The organism is Helicobacter sp. 13S00477-4 (assembly GCF_002272785.1).
Taxonomy (GTDB): Bacteria; Campylobacterota; Campylobacteria; order Campylobacterales; family Helicobacteraceae; genus Helicobacter_J.
On the sequence record NZ_MLAS01000007.1, the window covers coordinates 25,485 to 43,576 of the forward strand.

10 protein-coding genes and 1 tRNA gene are annotated in these 18,092 nt (G+C 34.2%); 5 read left to right on the plus strand and 6 right to left on the minus strand.

Annotated elements, in window-relative coordinates; all coding sequences use genetic code 11:
• Positions 1 to 111 precede the first annotated feature (111 nt).
• A complete protein-coding gene (locus BKH44_RS04620) occupies positions 112 to 5,013 on the plus strand; it encodes a vacuolating cyotoxin family protein (RefSeq protein ID WP_095270494.1) in 4,902 nt (1,633 codons plus the stop codon).
• Positions 5,014 to 5,115: 102 nt separating this feature from the next.
• Here BKH44_RS04620 and ccoG read toward each other — a convergent pair whose 3' ends face one another.
• The gene (gene ccoG / locus BKH44_RS04625; protein WP_095270497.1) at positions 5,116 to 6,507 is read right to left on the minus strand and encodes a cytochrome c oxidase accessory protein CcoG; all 1,392 of its coding nucleotides are present in this window, start codon (positions 6,505 to 6,507) and stop codon (positions 5,116 to 5,118) included.
• Between the two features lie 289 nt (positions 6,508 to 6,796).
• Between ccoG and BKH44_RS04630 the strand changes: the two genes are divergently transcribed.
• Both BKH44_RS04630 and BKH44_RS04635 read left to right on the plus strand, forming a co-directional pair.
• Positions 6,797 to 8,398: an ATP-binding cassette domain-containing protein gene (locus BKH44_RS04630; RefSeq protein ID WP_095270500.1), complete on the plus strand. Its 1,602-nt coding sequence runs from the start codon at positions 6,797 to 6,799 to the stop codon at positions 8,396 to 8,398.
• A 14-nt stretch (positions 8,399 to 8,412) separates the two neighbouring features.
• A complete protein-coding gene (locus BKH44_RS04635; protein ID WP_095270502.1) occupies positions 8,413 to 9,174 on the plus strand; it encodes an ATP-binding protein in 762 nt (253 codons plus the stop codon).
• Here the strand turns inward: BKH44_RS04635 and BKH44_RS04640 are convergent.
• Genes BKH44_RS04640 through selA form a run of 3 tightly spaced genes read right to left on the minus strand, consistent with a single transcriptional unit; the run spans position 9,171 to position 13,439 of the window.
• On the minus strand, positions 9,171 to 10,226 hold the full coding sequence (locus BKH44_RS04640; protein WP_095270505.1) for a hypothetical protein: 1,056 nt from the start codon (positions 10,224 to 10,226) through the stop codon (positions 9,171 to 9,173). The two genes, BKH44_RS04635 and BKH44_RS04640, sit on opposite strands and share 4 nt — an antisense overlap.
• Positions 10,223 to 12,103, minus strand: coding sequence for a selenocysteine-specific translation elongation factor (selB, locus tag BKH44_RS04645; protein ID WP_095270508.1), 1,881 nt, complete (start codon positions 12,101 to 12,103; stop codon positions 10,223 to 10,225). Before selB ends, BKH44_RS04640 begins: the two co-directional genes overlap by 4 nt.
• Positions 12,093 to 13,439, minus strand: coding sequence for an L-seryl-tRNA(Sec) selenium transferase (gene selA, locus BKH44_RS04650; RefSeq protein WP_095270511.1), 1,347 nt, complete (start codon positions 13,437 to 13,439; stop codon positions 12,093 to 12,095). Before selA ends, selB begins: the two co-directional genes overlap by 11 nt.
• A gap of 80 nt (positions 13,440 to 13,519) precedes the next feature.
• Between selA and BKH44_RS08790 the strand changes: the two genes are divergently transcribed.
• Positions 13,520 to 13,617: transfer RNA gene (locus BKH44_RS08790), tRNA-Sec, on the plus strand.
• A 26-nt stretch (positions 13,618 to 13,643) separates the two neighbouring features.
• On the opposite strand, the gene gpmI is transcribed toward BKH44_RS08790, so the two are convergent.
• Both gpmI and BKH44_RS04660 read right to left on the minus strand, forming a co-directional pair.
• Positions 13,644 to 15,122 (minus strand): 2,3-bisphosphoglycerate-independent phosphoglycerate mutase, encoded by a 1,479-nt coding sequence (gene gpmI, locus BKH44_RS04655; protein WP_095270514.1) that lies wholly within the window; start codon positions 15,120 to 15,122, stop codon positions 13,644 to 13,646.
• A 45-nt stretch (positions 15,123 to 15,167) separates the two neighbouring features.
• Positions 15,168 to 15,881, minus strand: coding sequence for a hypothetical protein (locus tag BKH44_RS04660; protein ID WP_257842593.1), 714 nt, complete (start codon positions 15,879 to 15,881; stop codon positions 15,168 to 15,170).
• A gap of 159 nt (positions 15,882 to 16,040) precedes the next feature.
• Between BKH44_RS04660 and glyS the strand changes: the two genes are divergently transcribed.
• Positions 16,041 to 18,092, plus strand: a complete 2,052-nt coding sequence (gene glyS / locus BKH44_RS04665) for a glycine--tRNA ligase subunit beta (RefSeq protein ID WP_180674111.1) — start codon at positions 16,041 to 16,043, stop codon at positions 18,090 to 18,092.

Genomic DNA, 18,092 nt, shown 5'->3' on the forward strand with positions numbered 1-18,092 from the left:
TTTTGGCAAAATTATTTGATAATTAGTCGATATGTTGTATAATGATTGCATAGACAACTAGATAAATTTTTTTTAAAGATTAATCAATAAATTTTATTATGAGAGGATTTGATGCGGTTTCATTTCAAAGGCACTATCGCTACTATCATAGCTATTATATTGCTAATGAGTCAAAGCCTCTATGCACTCACTAATGTAACTAGCACATTTTCTAGCTTGGCTTCTGGTAGCTGGAGTAGTGATGCGATAGTGAATGGATGGGATGGGTGGAGTGACAAATGGGCATGGTCTAAACCCTATACTCCTACTTATAGTTTTGGAAACCATACCCTCACCTTTGCAGGTGGCAATTCTCCTTCTTGGGGAAGTGGTGGTGGACGAATGGGGACACAAGAAGTCACTATCAATGCAGGAAAAGTCATTTTCAATCCGAATGCATTGCTCCAAATTGGGAATAATATGAATACAAATTCCGCAACTGTTATTTTCAATGCTCCTTTGAGTATGGGAGGGGGCAGTCAAATTAATGTTAAGGGAAAATCATACCTCTATCTCAAACAAGGCATCACAGGGAGTGCTAACCTCAATATAGATGGGAAACTTGAGGCGAATAACAATACTAAAGATTTTATCGTCTCTCGTCTCTATCTGGGTAAAAATGCAAGCATATCTGCTAAAAATTTCCAAACAGATAAGCTTGATCTCTATGAAAATGTTACTCTGAATGCAATAGACGTGAGTGGAAGTATAAAAATAGGCACCTTTACAAATACAAGATCGGGGTTGCTTTCAAATGCAACTGCTAAGCTTGATACGCATTCAAATGTAGCGATAGATACTATCAATGTGGGTAATTATGGAGGTGGTAGGAATATCTCTATTGATACACATGGTTATGGTGATATTAACCTTATGGGTTCTTTGCAGGTGAATGGCAGTGCTGGAGGGAGTGGGTTGGCAGGCTCAGTGGCAGGTTTTATCTTCAATGGCAAAAATGTAACTTTCAATTCAGATGTTACACTAGGCTATTACAATAAGCTTACAGTCAAAGGTGTAGGTAAATTTAGTGCTAAAAAAATCAACATCAATAATATTGCTACTGCAGGTGCGGATTCGATCTTGGATTTTTCCGGTATGATGGGGAATACCAATATCCAAACCCTTGAGCTTAGGACAGCGAGCGTTTATGGCAAAAATTTCACTATAGGTAATTTGATAGAACATAAGGGGGCTTCAAGATCTGTCTTTTATACTGATATTGGCACAAGCAGTATAAATAACCTCACGCTTGAAGGAGGAAGTAGTAATGCGGATAATACAATTTTAGAATTCAAGGGTGGGGGCAATTCATTGAATATCACTGGGACTGCAGATATACAGAGTTGGGGTGTATTGGATGCTTCCACTATCAAGACACTCATTATTGATAATTTGAAATCATCTTATGCAACCATCAAGGCAAAAGATCTCACAGTCAATAATGCTACTTTTAGTAATAACAAAACCTATCTTTATGCAGACAATACACATTCTAATGGCACTATTTCTTTGGACAATGCAGCAGAGCTTTGGCTAAAAAGTGGGCAAAATTTCAATACCAATACCCTAAATATGAACAATGGCTCTGCATTATTTGCAGCAAAGAATAATGGAGGGATGAGTGGGACTACTACCATCAATCATATCCAATTCAATAACTCGAAGATATATGCTAATAATCTTATCACTCAAGATATTAGCATACAAAACAATGCAAATGTTTATTTAAATAATGGAACTTATACCAATCAGGGCGATTTGAATATTTCTGATGGGAGTTATTTGCAAGTTCATGGTGGGGATTTTATCAATAATGGAGAGCTTAATATCACTATGGGTGCAGACCCGACAAAAAATGCCAAAAATCTCATCAATGTCTTAGATGGTTCCTTTACCTTTGATATGACCAAATATAATCAGAGTATCCCTGTTTATGATAATAATGGCAATCAAACAGGTACAATTACAAACCAAGTCCCAAAAGCTGCTATCAATGTAAAACTGAATCTTTCTGGTCTCTCAGCAGGTCAGACTTATAATCTCCTCACGACAAAAAATGGCATTAACTTTAAAGATGGTTCAATTTTATATACTCCATCTGTTGATGGGTATAATACCTACAAAACAGAGCTCAATGGAAGGATGTTTTTCAGCACAGCTGATGGTTCTTCTGTGGGTATGAGCTATTGGATGAGTGATGATAATAAAAGCATTGGATTTCAATACACCACAGGGAAGCATTATGTTGATGCGACCCCTTTTATCAAGCCAGGTGTTTGGGTGCTTGGTATTGGTAGTGGGGCAGCTGCTTTTGGTTCTATCGGAGGTATACCCGGAGCAAGTGGGCTTGCCAAAGATTACACCCTCAAACTTCAAGCACAAAATTATCATAATGCAATAACAGGTAAAGATGAACCTACAGTTTACTATATCCAAAACCTAAGTTATAATAATTATGGTAATAGGGATGCAAAATTCACTGTAGATGCTAGTGGGAGTGATTTTGTACTTGGTAAAGATCAGGACATAGGAGGTTTGAGAGGTACAATCAATATTGGTCCTTATAATGCAAAATCTACAATGGATATCAAAGCAAATAATATCTATTTGGGAGGTACAATCAATTTAGGGGATGGGGCATTGATCAGTGGTCACTTGGTTTTAGAAGGGAGTGAAAAAATTATCGGAGATGATCCTAGTTCTGTTATCAATATTAAAAATCACTCAAGTTTCAAAGCTACAGGCACAAGCTTTGATTTTGCTGGGACTATCAATGCCACAGCAAACAAAACAGTCACTGATGAGGTTGGACTTGATTTGGGTGGTATCAAGGGCAATACAACTATAGGTACTCTTAATACTGCAGCAGCTAGACCCAATAGTGTGGATAACACTGCAGGCTTGAAGATGAAAGATTTCACTATCAATAACTTCAATGTCTATAAAGGCAATGGGGGGAAAATCAATAATTATTATACTGAATTCACTACTAATATTGGCACATCAAAGATTGAAAACCTCAACCTTGAAGCAGGCACAAGTGGGCTAGATCAAAGTGGATTGAAATTCAGTGCTGGAGGGGATAGCCTGACCATAGGTACTGCTAATATTGGTGCTTGGTCTTTTTTAGATGCTAGTAAGATTACTGATACTATTATCACTAAAGAACTTGATTTGCCTTATTCTGCAAAAATCACTTTTGATGGTGGCATTCATGGTGTTATATTCAATAATCTTACTTTAGAGCAAGGTTCAGTGATGAACTATGGTGGGGCAGGTTTATTAACTATTAATGGTAATTTTACTAATAATAATGGCACTATCAATATTGTAGGTAGTGGTGGGACAATCAATCCTGTCACGGTTAAAGGCAATGCGACCTTTTTATTTAATGATGATAATCTTGCCAGTAATGGCACCGTCCCACCACTCATTAAAGTCAGTGGTTTTAAGTTCAATACTAAATACACTATATTCAAGGTTGATGGCAGTGGTAGTATTACTTATGTTTATACGAATAAAGATGGTAAAACAATAAAATCTAGTGATTCAAATGGCAATAACTCTAATGGCAATGGACTATGGAGTGAAATGGCAGAAGATAGGATAATGCTCTCTGATGGTAGTGGTAAGTCAGTTGATGGTGCGGATATTTCTGTTGATAATCGATCTATTTCATTTATCATTAATGAATCTAATGTTGGGAACCCTTATGATCCTAATGATATTCGTTACTGGTTTTATAAGCGAGGTGGACAAAAATGGATTGATGCTATCAATGATGTTGATAAAGATGTGATGGATTGGTTGCAAATCCTAATGTTGGATCCAAAATATGGACACGATGGTGCTTATGCCAAAACTAAAGTGTATGGAAATGATTTGAATTATTTTTTAGGTGTTGCACAAAAACTTGCTGACACAATGACTCAACTCTCATCTGTGAATCGTAAAAATAACTCTACTGCAGCTTTTAGGCTTGCTACTGATGTGAATAAGACAAGTCGTTTAGTCAAACTTTCAAACACACAAGGTTATAAACCAAGCTTTTCTGACGCTATCAGAGAACTACAAAACAAAAAATTTGCTGTTGCTAGTAATGACACAGCTTCAATTTATAAATTTACCAATAGGAACGAATATAAAAATAATATTTGGGCTACAGGTATTGGTGCTGCAAGCTTTGTGCAAGGTGGTAATAGCACTTTATATGGTTTGAATGTGGGCTATGATAGGTTTATCAATTTAGGTGCTAATGGACTTATTGTTGGTGTGTATGGTGCGTATGCAATGGGCAATTATACAGGGGATATTATCAACAATCGTTCTTCCAATGCAAATATTGGTCTTTATTCAAGGGCTTATGTTGGCAATAATGAATTTGATATATCTGCTAGCAATACATTGGGGTATAACAAAGAGAAAATCTATTCTGTAGATACGATCTTCAGTGCTCTTTTTCAAAATTATCATTACTATACTGATACGACAAATGTGAATGTTAATTATGGGTATGTTTTTGAAATCAAAGATAAATCCGTTGTCATTAAGCCACAAATTGGCTTGAGCTATTATTTTATTGCTGCTACAAAGATAAGAGGCATCATGGATAACCCTGCTTATGAGGATTTGGCAATGCAAGCTGATGCTGATCTCAAACAAGACCTTGCTTTGAATTTAGCTATTGAAACAAGGCAATATTTCAATAGTGCTTCTTATTGGTACTTTATTGCTGGAGTTAGCCGTGATTTATTGTTAAAATCAAAAGGAGATACTGAAGTGAGATTTGTAGGGAACAATACACTCAGTTATAAAAATGGCGATGAGTTTAATACTTATGCTTCATTGACTGCAGGCGGAGAGTTAGAACTTTTTAAAAGATTTTATGTGAATTTAGGGCTAGGGGCAAAAGCAGGGATAGCTTATAAAGATATCAATATAAATGGTAGTTTAGGGATGCGTTTGGTATTTTAAAAATATAATTATTTTATATCACTTCCTGTAGAGTCAATCAACTCCCTAGAATCTTATCAAGACTACCCAATAATTTTAATCCTCTTTTTTGAGTCATTAAAATCAATCAGAAGATTGATTTTTTATAGTTTGAATATTAGGATAGACAAAAACTGTTTTCCTATCAACAAAGATTTTTTCAGGCTCATCTGTAGCATAAGCTTCAATAACAAGTGGTATTGTCAAGTCTTTTGAAGTGTTATCACCAAGAGGTTTATTGGCACGTAAGATAACAACTTGTTTGATAGTGCTTCCAGCCCTTAGGAGAAAATCGCTTTGAGGACGCATGATTTCAATATCATCTCTATTTTTGATTTTGAAATAATATTTATGATCTTTTTTATCTGTATTTTGGAATAAAAAGACATAATCATTATCAATAGTATTGTTTTTCCTGATTTCATAAAGCTCTGTTGTGCGGGCTATATTTAGAAGCATTGGTTCTTTGTCTTTGCCCATAATCAGGAGTATTGCTAAGACTATGCCTAATATTGCCATATAGCCAATGGTTTTGAATCGAAAATAATTGATTTTGAGTTTTGTTTTTGTGGCATTAGGAGAACTCCAGTTTACTAAAGAGGGTTTGCCAAGTTTGCCCATTACTTCTGTGCATGCATCGACACATTCAAGACAATTTATACATTCTAATTGCATTCCTTTTCTGATATCAATATGTGTGGGACAGACACGCACGCATTTTTCACAACTGATACATTCTGCATTGGGATCTCTTTTTTGTGGTTTTGTGGGGATTTTTTCTCCTATCAAATCATAGATAATGCCTCCACGTTTTTCATCATAAATAGGAGTGATGGTATCATCATCATAAAGGACAGATTGCACTCTAGCATAAGGGCATATGTATACACAGAAATTTTCTGCTATGAATGTGATGTCAAAGATTAAGAAAATAGCGATACTCAGCCAAAACCCAAGCAATATTTTATGATCTGTAGGGGAAGCTAAATAGTTAAAAAAATCTTCAGGTGGGATAAAATAAAATAAAAATACAGCTGAAGCAATCAGTGCGATAATGCTAAACATAAGGATACCTATGATTTTTTTTATATCATTGGTAAAAAGATTTAATTTTGGTTTTTCTTGTTTATTAGAGATTTTTTTACGCAATTTTAGGATTTTTGTCTCTATAAGATCGCGATAGATAACTCTAAATATGGTTTGTGGGCAGCTCCACCCACACCATATTCTACCCCCAAGTGTTGTCATGAAAAACACACCAACAAATAAAATGATGAGTAAAAAAGGCAATAAATAGAGTTGCTGGACATTAAAAACAGCACCTAGTAGTTGGAACTCCATATGATCAAAAGATAGTAAAAAAATCTGATTGCCATTGATTTTAATAAAGGGTAATCCCATTACAATGATAGCGATGAGAAAATAAATAATATAACGTCTTTTGCGGTAGAAGATATTTTTTTGTAAATTAGACATTGCCTTTCCTTTTTCATACAACTCCCACAAAAGGGAGGAATACAGTTTGGTTAGTTAGAAGTAATGTGATGAGTAATTGTAATGCAAATTTTATTTATTTATACTATAAAATATTTTGTAAGCTATCCTTTTTCTTTACAAATTTTGGGTAAGGATTTGGGATGGTTAAAGAGATACATTTTTGGTATTAAGGCTCTGAGCTTTTTTATTGTATAACTTTTGTCTGAAGTCTGGTAAAATTCTTTTTGAAAAATATTTTTAATTTTCTATTAAAATCTAAGGAATGTTGATGCTACAGACGATCAATCTCACAATGCGTTATGCCACAAAAAAACTTTTTGAAAATGTCAATATTAAGTTAGATAGAAATAAACGTTATGGTCTTATTGGAGCTAATGGTGCAGGTAAAAGTACATTTTTAAAGATTTTGAGTGGGGCAAATGAGGCTAGTGGTGGTGAAATAGTTATTGAATCAGGATTACGGCTTGGGGTATTAGGGCAGGATCAGTATGCTTTTGAAGAGCTTAGTCTAAAAGATGCTGTATTGATAGGTAATCGTAGGCTTTATGATGCCATAAAAGAAAAGGAACAACTTTATGCAGAAGGTGATTTGAGTGATGAATCACTCAATCATAGGTTAGGTGAGCTTGAGATAATATGTGCCGAAGAAGATCCAATGTATGAATATGAAGTAGTCATTGAAAAAATATTAGAAGATTTAGGATTTGAAGCTTCAAAGCATAATGATTTTATGAAAACCATAACCGGCGGGGATAAATTTAAAATCCTTTTGGCTCAAGTATTGTTCCCTAAACCTGATATTTTGCTTTTAGATGAGCCTACTAATAATTTAGATTTGCATTCCATTGCTTGGCTAGAAGAAAATCTCAAACGGCATGATGGCACAATGATTGTCATCAGTCACGACAGGCATTTTTTAAATGCAGTTTGTACACATATTCTGGATATGGATTTTCACACAATCAGAGAATTTAGTGGTAATTATGATGATTGGTATATTGCTTCTACTCTTATTGTCAAGCAACAAGAAGCCCAAAGAAATAAAAAACTCAAAGAAAAAGAAGAACTTGAATCTTTCATCGCTAGATTTTCTGCAAATGCAAGTAAAGCTAAACAAGCCACTTCTAGGCAAAAGCAGCTTGAAAAACTAGATATTCAAAGCCTTGAAGTTTCTAGTAGACGCGATCCTAGTATTGTGTTTAAACCAAAGCGAAGTATTGGCAATGAAGCATTAGAGTGCGATGGGATTTCTAAAAATTATGATGGATTTTGTGTCTTAAGTGATGTGAGTTTGAAGATTTTGCCTGGAGACAAAATAGCTATCATTGGACCTAATGGTGTGGGCAAAAGCACATTGTGTAAAATCCTTGTTGAAGAAATAGCTCCTGATAAGGGTGAAGTAAAGTGGGGAGCTACGGTTCAAAAAGGATATTTCCCTCAAAATGTAAGTGAAGAAATAAAAGGAAAACAAACCCTTTATGAATGGCTGTTTGCTTTTGATAAAAAAATAGAATCTTCAGAGATAAGGAATAGTTTGGGCAGGATGCTTTTTAGTGGCGAGGAACAAGAGAAAAGTATTGATGCATTGAGTGGAGGGGAAAAACATCGAATGATGCTTTCAAGGCTAATGCTTGAAGGTGGGAATTTTTTGGTGCTTGATGAGCCAACGAATCATTTAGATTTAGAATCTATCATTGCTTTGGGTGAAGCACTTTATAAGTTTGATGGTTGCGTGATTTGCGTGAGTCATGATAGGGAGCTTATTGATGCTTATGCCAATCGTATTATTGAACTAAAACCAACTCAAAATGGTGCAGAAATATTTGATTTTAGGGGCAGTTATGAAGAATATTTGGCTTTTAAAGGTTGATTTGGAGGGGATTGATGGATTTTGAATGTGATTGGGAGAGCGTCAAAGCTGTTGTTTTTAGAGCTCAGAAAGGTGGTTATTTCCATGCTGTCAAAGATTTTGACCCTATTGATTTAAAAAATCTTTTAGGATTGGAAAAAGAAATAGAGAGTTTAGAGAAAAATACTTTAGCTTTTTCTCAGGGGAGTATTGCTTCGAATGTCCTTTTGTGGGGAGCTAGGGGTTGTGGAAAAAGTTCAATGATGAAAGGAGTGTTCACAAAATTCCTTTTTGAAATCCACAGTTCTTTACGTGTGGTAGAGGTAGAGAAGGCTAATATTTTTATATTGCCTTATTTGATAGATGATTTGAGGGAAAAAACTTCTTATAGGTTTATCATTTATTGTGATGATTTATCTTTTGAAGCTAATGATGATAGTTATAAATCTCTTAAGAGTGTGCTTGAAGGTTCTCTGGAGAAAAAACCTCAAAATATATTAATGTATGCTACTTCTAATAGAAGACATTTGATAGCTGAAGTAGAGCAAACAGGGGAAATACATCAAAATGATGTATTTGATGAAGTGATTTCTCTGAGCGATCGTTTTGGACTCTCTATGGGCATATATACTCTTGGAACTGAAGAATATTTGAATATAGTACGCAGCTTGTGTGTTGATGAAAAAGAGTTTGAATCTATCAGACAATTTGCACTTAACTATGCTGCTAAAAAAGGGAATCGTAGTGGTAGAAGTGCAAAAGAGTTTTTCAAGCTCTATAAAAATAATATTTTTTAAACCTCTAATTGGCGGATTTGTTTATAGGAATATGAGATGGCTTTAGACAGTTTGATGAGCGTATCATCTTTGATGGTTGTGTTGTAGCTTATGCTAAGTAATTCTCTAGAATCCATTTCGCTATAACCCATTTCCTGAAGGACGAAAGAAGGCATAGAGAGACCATAAAGGCATTGAGCTCCATTGATAGCATGGATTTTTTGTAGCAAAAGAGATTGAAGGAGATTCCTAACTTTTATAGAGCTAAATCTTAAGGCTAGACAATTTGGTGGTGTATTTTTAAGTGGAGAAAATAGGTTTATATGATTTTTGAGTTCAATTTGTAAGTATTGATAAAATTTATTTTTTGTGTTTTCTTGTTTTTGGATAGGAGAGTGCATTGCATTCAAAAAAGCTTCAAAAAGTTTTGGATTCAATAGGCTTTGTGGAAGGATTTGAGGTTGTTTGAAATCTTTGGTGATGATGGCACCATTCCCTCTTAGGATGCCTAAAGATTCACCATTGATGAGGAAGAGTGTTTGTGCATCTAAGATTTTTGGTAGAGTGATATTTAGGCTTAGTGCAGCACTCACATCAATAATCAAAAGAAATTTTTTTAAAGATTTTGAAAGTTCTTCTTTGATTTTTTCAATAGGGTTGAAGGTAAGGATATCTTCATTGATGAATGGGATGATAAAACAATCACATTGATTTTGGATAGCTTTTGTTACTGATTTGATTTGTATTTGGGCATTTTTTTTGTCAGGTGCAATGGGGATGGCTTTGAAATTTAGCATTTTGAAGGCTTGATAACTTTGTTGATGATTGCCAATAGCATAGGCGATTTTATAGGATGGGTAAAGTTTGAGAAAAAACTCCAACCAATCCCCGCACAAAAATCCAAAAGAATGAGCTTTATCCCCACCAAACTTTTCAGCAAAATTTTTGGAATCTTTTTGTAATTGGGTAGATTCTTTAGGGTCTATGGGTGAGATATTAGGGTATTTAGATGAGATTAGTATCTGGTTAGAATTTGTGTTTAAAGGATGGTTTTGTAAAAAGTTTAATCTCATTTTTTTCCTTTGTATTTAAAAGTTCGTTTGCCTTGAGTGTTGGAAATATCATCAAAACTATCTAGACTATCTAAATAAGCGATAAGGTATTTTCGACTGAAAACAAATTTTTGTTTGAGTATGGCTATATCAATATAGCCATACTCTTCTATCATAGATCGCATTATTTGTTGGAATACAGATAGGTTTTTTTGTGTGATGAATAGATTGTGTTGTAAACGGATAATTTTTTTGCTTGAACAGAGAGTTTTTAAAGCTTTATCAGCACTTTTTGCATCAATATCAAGAGATTGATAAAGATCATAAGGAGCCAGAGGGGTGAAGCCTTGTGAATGTATATTGTCATAAATTATATTCGTGAGGTATTCAGATATATTTTTAATGTTATTTTTTTTAGATATCCATAGGTTTTGGTGTTTATTGATTTTGTCCTTTTGTTCAAGACTTTGGAGCGCATTTTGAATAAAATCTATTGATGCCCATTTATTTTTTTGTTGGATACTTGTGGCAGAAAGTAGGGCATTTTTATTTTTTTCGAAGGTAGATAGTATATCAGTTTGTATTTTTTGGAATGCCTTTGGGTGATAAATGATGAGGTTTTTTGCATCAATAAAGATTTCATTTAATGAATATGCTATTTTTAAGGAATCTTGGTGAGTGAGTCCAAAACGTTGAGTAGAAGATATGAGTCCAAAACCATGTTTGTGGACAGATGAACAAAATAAGAAAGCATTTTTAAAATCTTTTTTTAGCAAATAATTCAAATAAATACATTTTTGCTTTTTTTTCATCGGATCGGTAATTGGATTTAAGATTTTTCCTCCAGCAATGGTTCTTTTGCCATCTCTTAGGATGAAATTTTCATCAAAAATACTGAATATTTTTTCGCTCGTCTTGAGAGTGGCTAGGAGTTGAGTTTTGTTTTGATGGTCTGTGAGTTCTTGGAGTAGAGAAATTTTTGCACTGCATTTTTTTGCTCCGATAAAAAAATCTACATTTGTATTATGTAAATTTGTCTGTATGAGTGGATAGATAACTACATCAATTGTGTCAAATCCTCTGATATAACCTTTTTTGCTAAGCAAAAAACCTCTTTTTAAATTTTGAGACTGTATATTTTTGAGGTTGAGTGCAATCCTTTGACCTGTAATACCTGCTTCAACAGATTCTTGATGGTTGTTGATATGTTTGATACCCACTTCTAAATCAAGATCACAAATATAAATCTGCTCATTTTTATCTACAGAACCACTCAATATACTTCCTGTAACAATACTCCCTAAACCTTTGAGCGAAAAAGATCTATCAATGTAATAGCGAAAAAATGGTATGGTTTTTTTAATAGGTTTAGGGATGCTATAAAGGATATTTTTTAATTGGGTATGAGTCTGTGCATCATAGATACTGAAAGGATTGATTGAATGGAGTTTAGTATTTTTGAGGTTGGAAAATGTGTCTGTAATTTTTATTTTTAGGTTTGGAGGGATTTGAGGTTTGGGCAAAAGATCAATTTTGCTCAGGATACATATGGCAAGAGGAATACCCAAAATATCTGCAATTTGTAGGTGTTCAATACTTTGAGGTTTGATGCCTTCACGCACATCAATAATGAGTAAAAAAACATCAATGCTAAAAGCCCCTGCAATCATATTTTTAATAAGTTTTTCGTGACCAGGTACATCAATAAAAGATATATTCCTGCTTGGATTGGTTTTTGTTTCTGGTAGAGAGAGGTTTGAAAAACTTATATCAAGTGTAATGCCTCGTTGTTTTTCTTCTGTCCTTTGATCCCCATCAAAACCATTCAAAGCTTTGACAAGACTTGTTTTTCCGTGATCTATATGCCCTCCAAGCCCAACAATAAGGTCATTTTTCATTATCAATACTTGAGAAGATATTTTTAATGGTTTTGAAACTTGAAGTTTTAATGCAGCGAATATCTAGGATAATGCAATCATTTTGAATTCTAGCGATGAGTCCTTTTTGTCGGATTTTTGTATTAAGGATCGTGGTTTTTAAAGTATTATGCTTGAGTGATAATCCATAAGAAGGGAATTCCTTCTCAGGTAGGCTACCTCCTCCTGCTTTAGATTTTACTGTGATGAGCTTGCATTGGAGTGTTTGGATTGTAGAGAGTTTTTCAAAAAGTTTCTTTGCCTTGTCTTGAAGTGTTTGAGGCGATTGCTTTAACATAGATATAGTGGGGATAAGCTCAAAATTGTTTTCCATATAAGCCCTCAAAGTTGCCTCAAGGGCAAAAATACTGAATTTGTCTATCCTTAAGGCACGTAAAAGATGATTTTTTTTGAGTTGATCTATGAGGGGTTTTTTACCAAATATGATACCAGCTTGTGGTCCTCCAAGCAATTTATCCCCGCTAAAGCTGACTAAACTTGGTTTTAGTTTGCTGATTTCAATCAAAGATGGCTCATTTATCCCTTCAATCCCGGCAATATAACCACTCCCGACATCATAGTAGTCAATCACACCTTTGTTTTTTGCAAGAGTGATGATTTGTTCTAAAGCTACTTCGTGAGTGAAGCCAATTTGTTTGAAATTGCTTTGGTGTGCTTTTAGGATCAAAGTAGAATTTTGAGTGATGGCATTTTCATAGTCTTTGAGGTGAGTTTTATTTGTGCTACCTATTTCTTTAAGTATCCCTCCTGCAGAAAGGATGATTTCAGGTATACGGAAGCTCCCTCCAATTTCTATTAACTCTCCTCGTGAGATGATAACCTCTTTGTTTTTGGCAAAAGTATTGATGATGAGCAAGATAGCACTTGCATTGTTGTTGACAATAATAGTGTCTTCGCAATCAAAAAGGGTGCAAATATATTTTTTGATTGATTTGTATCGATCTGCTCTGATTCCTTTTGAAGTATCATATTCAAGATTATTGTATTGCGAAAGTAGGGGGAAAATTTCAACAAGTAGCTTGGGAGAAAAGATACTCCTGCCTAGATTAGTTTGTATGACTATGCCTGTTGCATTAATAAGTGGTTTTGAATCTATCTGGTGAAGTTGTTCATAAGATTTTTGTATATTTTGGAGTATGTTTTCATAGTCAGGAATAGATTTTGAATCGATGAGGTTTTGTCGTAAAAGTGCGATTTGATCTTGAATGATTTTTTTTAAAATGATGTGGTTTTTGGCTTCAAATCTTTTTTCTTTTAGGATTTTATCGACTTGTGGCAGTTGGGATAAAAGCGGCATCAAAATAATCCTTTTAATTGATTTTAAAAACAAATACAATTATAATAAAAGGCTTTTAAGGTTTTGTTTAATTTGTTGATGGGGGGCAAGCATATCTGGTGTGTGTCTTGGGCTTCAAACCCATAGAGTGCTTAGGTGTCTAAGTGCTGGGGAGTTCGATTCTTCCGCCCTCTCGCCAAGGAATCTTAAAATATTTGGATTTTACTAAAAGAGTGCTTCATCCATTTCTTTGGGTTTGTTTATCCCCATAAGTTTTAAAATTGTTGGAGCGATGTTATTGAGTCCACCATTATTGATTTTTTTTACTCCTTTTGCCATCACAAAACAATACACATCCCCGACAGTATGATTAGTGAGGATATTATCATTATCATCTTTCATTTCTTCGCAATTCCCATGATCGCTAGTGATAAGGATAGAATAATCAAGTTTTTGTGCACATTTGAGTATTTTGCCTATTTCTTCATCAAGAGTTTCTATAGCTTTGATAGCAGCTTCCATATTTCCTGTATGCCCTACCATATCACCATTGGCAAAATTTACTACGATTAAATCTGTGCCTAATTGCATAAAACTTTGCACTGTTTGAGAAACTTCTTTGGCACTCATTTGTGGGCAGAGATCATAAGTGTTGACTTTTGGACTAGGGATGAGGACTCTACTTTCATTATTAAAAGGTTCTTCAATCCCACCATTTAAAAAAAATGTAACATGTGCATATTTTTCTGTTTCAGCGGTATGGGCTTGTGTGAGGTTTGCTTTTGAAATTACTTCAGCAAGTGTGTTATGTATTTTTTCTTTTGGGAAAAGGATAGGGTAGGGAAAGGTCTGATCATAGGTCGTCATTGTTGCAATGTTGAGTTTTGGTTTTTTGTTTTGATGAAAACCTTTAAAATCTGTATTTCCAATAGCTTCTATAATCTCTCTGGCTCTATCGCTCCTAAAATTTGTGAAGATAAAGCCTTCATTTTCATTCATTCCATCATATCCTACAAAGCTAACAGGTAAGATAAATTCATCAGTGATATTTTGTGAATACATCAAATCAATATATCCTTGAGGATCAAGGTTGGTCTGATTTTTTGCTTCAATCATGCTTTGGTAGGCAAGTTCAATACGTTCCCAACGTTTGTCTCGATCCATTGTGTAAAATCTACCTGCTAGGGTTGCAATTTTAATATTTTTATTTTGGATAGATTCTACTTGTTTGAGGTAGGTTTTGGCACTTTTAGGTAGGACATCGCGACCATCACTTATGAGGTGCAACCACACTTTTTTGTCATTTTCAGAACAGAGTTTTGCAAGTGCTATGAGGTGATTTAAATGGGAATGAACCCCTCCATCGCTCATAAGTCCACATAGGTGAATGGTATTAGAAGATTTTAATATGGATTGTAAGGCTAAGTTTTCTTGGAGTTGGTTTTTTTGTATACATAAGGAGATTTTAACAAGGTCTTGATATAGTATCCTTCCTGATCCAATACACATATGACCTACTTCGGAATTGCCCATTTGACCTTCCGGGAGCCCAACACTCATTCCATATGTTTGTATTAGTGAATTTGGAAGATTTTCAAACATCCAATCATAAGTGGGTTTTTTTGCATGATAAAAGGCATTATATCGCGTCTTTGGGCTATAGCCAATCCCATCGGTGATAATCAATACAGCTTTTTGCGACATTATTTTTTTATCCTTGTTGTGTGTCTTGTATTTTAGCTTAAAAAATTAAGGTTCAGGCATTATGAAAAATTTTTCAGTTTTTGGGTTTTCCTCTTTGGTTTTATTTTTAATGTTTTTTGTTTTTTGGATGTCTTTTAGGGTATTTTTGATTTTCTGATTTTTGTCTTCAAGTTCAATCTTAAGTGCATTATTGTGGATTTTGCTGTATTTTGGTATGTAATTACGTAGTTTTAGGACTTTGAGGCGAATATCTTGATAATAAGCTTCAGCTAATTGATTGTTTCTTCTGTTCTTTTCCCAGCTAAATCCTTTATTGTAGGATTTTATAATGTCTTTATAGTTACCATTTCGTCTTTTTTGCCAAAATAAGAGATTATCTAAGGCAACCTTAGAGGCAAATTCATTATCACGCATTAGGAGTTCTCCTACAAGATTTCGGATAAAACTTGTGTCTTTATAGGTTCCATATTTCTTGATTACACCTGGAATATGTGCATGGTAAATACCAGCACTCGGATCGGAAAAATTCACCAAATATTCACCCGCACAAGATTCTTTCCATGCTATAGCTGCCATTGTGTAACCCAAACCTTTTGAGGCTCCATAGTTGTAGGCATAAAGAATAACTTTTTTTTGTTTTTCACTGAAATCTTTAGGGTCAACACACTTGCCTTCAATTTTATAGAGTGGGAGAGTAGACGCATGCAGGCTAAAAATAGGGATAAAAAGCATAAAAGATACTAAAAATATTTTAATCAATAATAAGACCTTTTTATTGTTTACAGATACAAGATAAAACCTTGTTTAAGTTCGAGAAATATATAATACAAAAAGATAATGAATAGGCCAGAATGGATTTTTATTTTTTGTGATATTTATGTTATTAGGTTTGATTGGAAGCTATTTGAAGGAGTGAGTTTGGATACACAAGATTTGTTGGTAGAGATTTTGGTTGAAGAATTGCCAGCTTTGCCTTTTTTAAGAGAGTTTTGCAATATTGAAAAAAAATGGAAAAGTATTGTAAAAAATCATAATCTTTTCAGTGAGCCTGAGATTTTTTATACACCTAGACGTATTGTTATCATAGATTCGAAATTTCCAATTTGTACTCAAAGTGTATTAGAAGAGTTTTTTGGACCACCTGTTGGGATTGCTTACATTGATGGAGATATAAAGAATGGTTTGAATAAAGCAGGGGAGAGTTTTTGCAAAAAATGCAATATAGCAGCAGGAGAGCTTAAAACAATTTCAAAGGATAAGAAAGAGATTTTGTATTTTTCAAGAGAAGTTCAAGGTGTAGAGGCTAAGGGTATTTTGTCTCAGATAGTGCTTGAATTTTTGAGGTCATTGAATTTTGGGAAGTCTATGCGTTGGGGTTGCGTGAAAGAGAGTTTTATCCGTCCTATTAGGAATATCTGTATCCTTTTTGGAGGAGAGCACGTTCCCATAGAAGCTTATGGTTTCAAAGGCAAAAGAGCAACAAAAGTGCATACTGATAAAGGGTTTGATTGGAAAGAATTTTGCAGTATTTCAGAATATTTTGAGGTTTTAAAAAATGGTGATGTTATCCTTTCTCAAAAAGAACGCAAGGAAAAGATACTCAAAGAAATCTCTGAGATTGAGGAGCAAAAAAATATTCAAGTTGAGATTGATGAAGTGCTTTTGAATGAAATTATAGCGATTACTGAATATCCTCGTGCTTTGTATGGTGAATTTGAAGAAAAATTTTTGCAGTTACCTCAAGAAGTCATCATCACATCAATGAAGGAGAATCAACGTTATTTTGCTACAAGAAAAAATGCACAGCTTCATTATGGTTTTGTGGTTGTGAGTAATTCGACTGCTTCAGAAACTCAAAAGATTATTACAGGGAATCAAAAGGTTTTGAGGGCTCGGCTTTGGGATGCAATGTTTTTTTATGATAATGATTTAAAAACAGGTCTTCGTGTTGAAAATCTTGATATGATAAGCTTTGTTGAAGGACTAGGAAGTTTGAGGGATAAAATAGAGCGAGAAAAAAACATAGCACTTTTTTTGATACAAAAATATCAAGATTCCTTATCTATTCGGTTAAAAGAAGCTGAAAGCCTTGTAAAAGAAACCATTGAATTGGCTAAGGCTGATTTATTGAGTGAAATGGTATATGAATTCCCAGAACTTCAAGGTTTAATGGGGTATTATTATGCCAAAGCAGAAGGAAGGAGAGAAGAAGTTTGTTTAGCTATCAAAGAACAATATTTGCCAGTTGGAGAAGATTCCAGTCTTCCAAGTAGTTTATTTTCAGGTATTGTAGCAATGGCCAATAAGCTTGATAATATTTTTGCCCTTTTTAGTGTCGGCAAGATACCTACAGGTTCTAAAGATCCTTTTGCATTAAGACGAGCGAGTGTGGGGATAATGAGGATTGCTTTGGAGTATCATTTGGCATTTGACTTAGAATCTGATATCAAAAAAATCTTTGAAATTGGAGACTATAAAGCTTTTGATGTAAAAATCATTAGTGATTTTTTCAAAGAACGACTTGAAGGGATGATTGGACTCAATCCTGCATTTTATAGGAGTGTCTTGGGTGGGAATGAACGTGAAGTTAATGCTATTGTTCTTAAAGTGAATTCTTTGAGTAGATTTTTTGAAAATGATGATAAAGAAAGTTTCGTGAGTACTTTTAAACGTGTGGCTAATATCACAAAAGATATGCAAAAGGTTATAAAAATTAATGAAAGTCTTTTTAAAGAGCCAAAAGAAATTGAACTTTATGCTGCATATAAAGAGCTTGATAAAAGGGATTTTAAGGATATTGATGAGGAAATAGCAGCTTTGTTTTCGCTTAAAAAGCCTTTAGATGAATTTTTTGCCTCTGTGATGGTGAATGATGAAGATATTTTGATTAGAGACAACCGAAAAGGATTGATTTTTAGTATTTATCAAAAATTTTTAAGAATAGGTGACATAAAAGAAATAGGCTTTTAA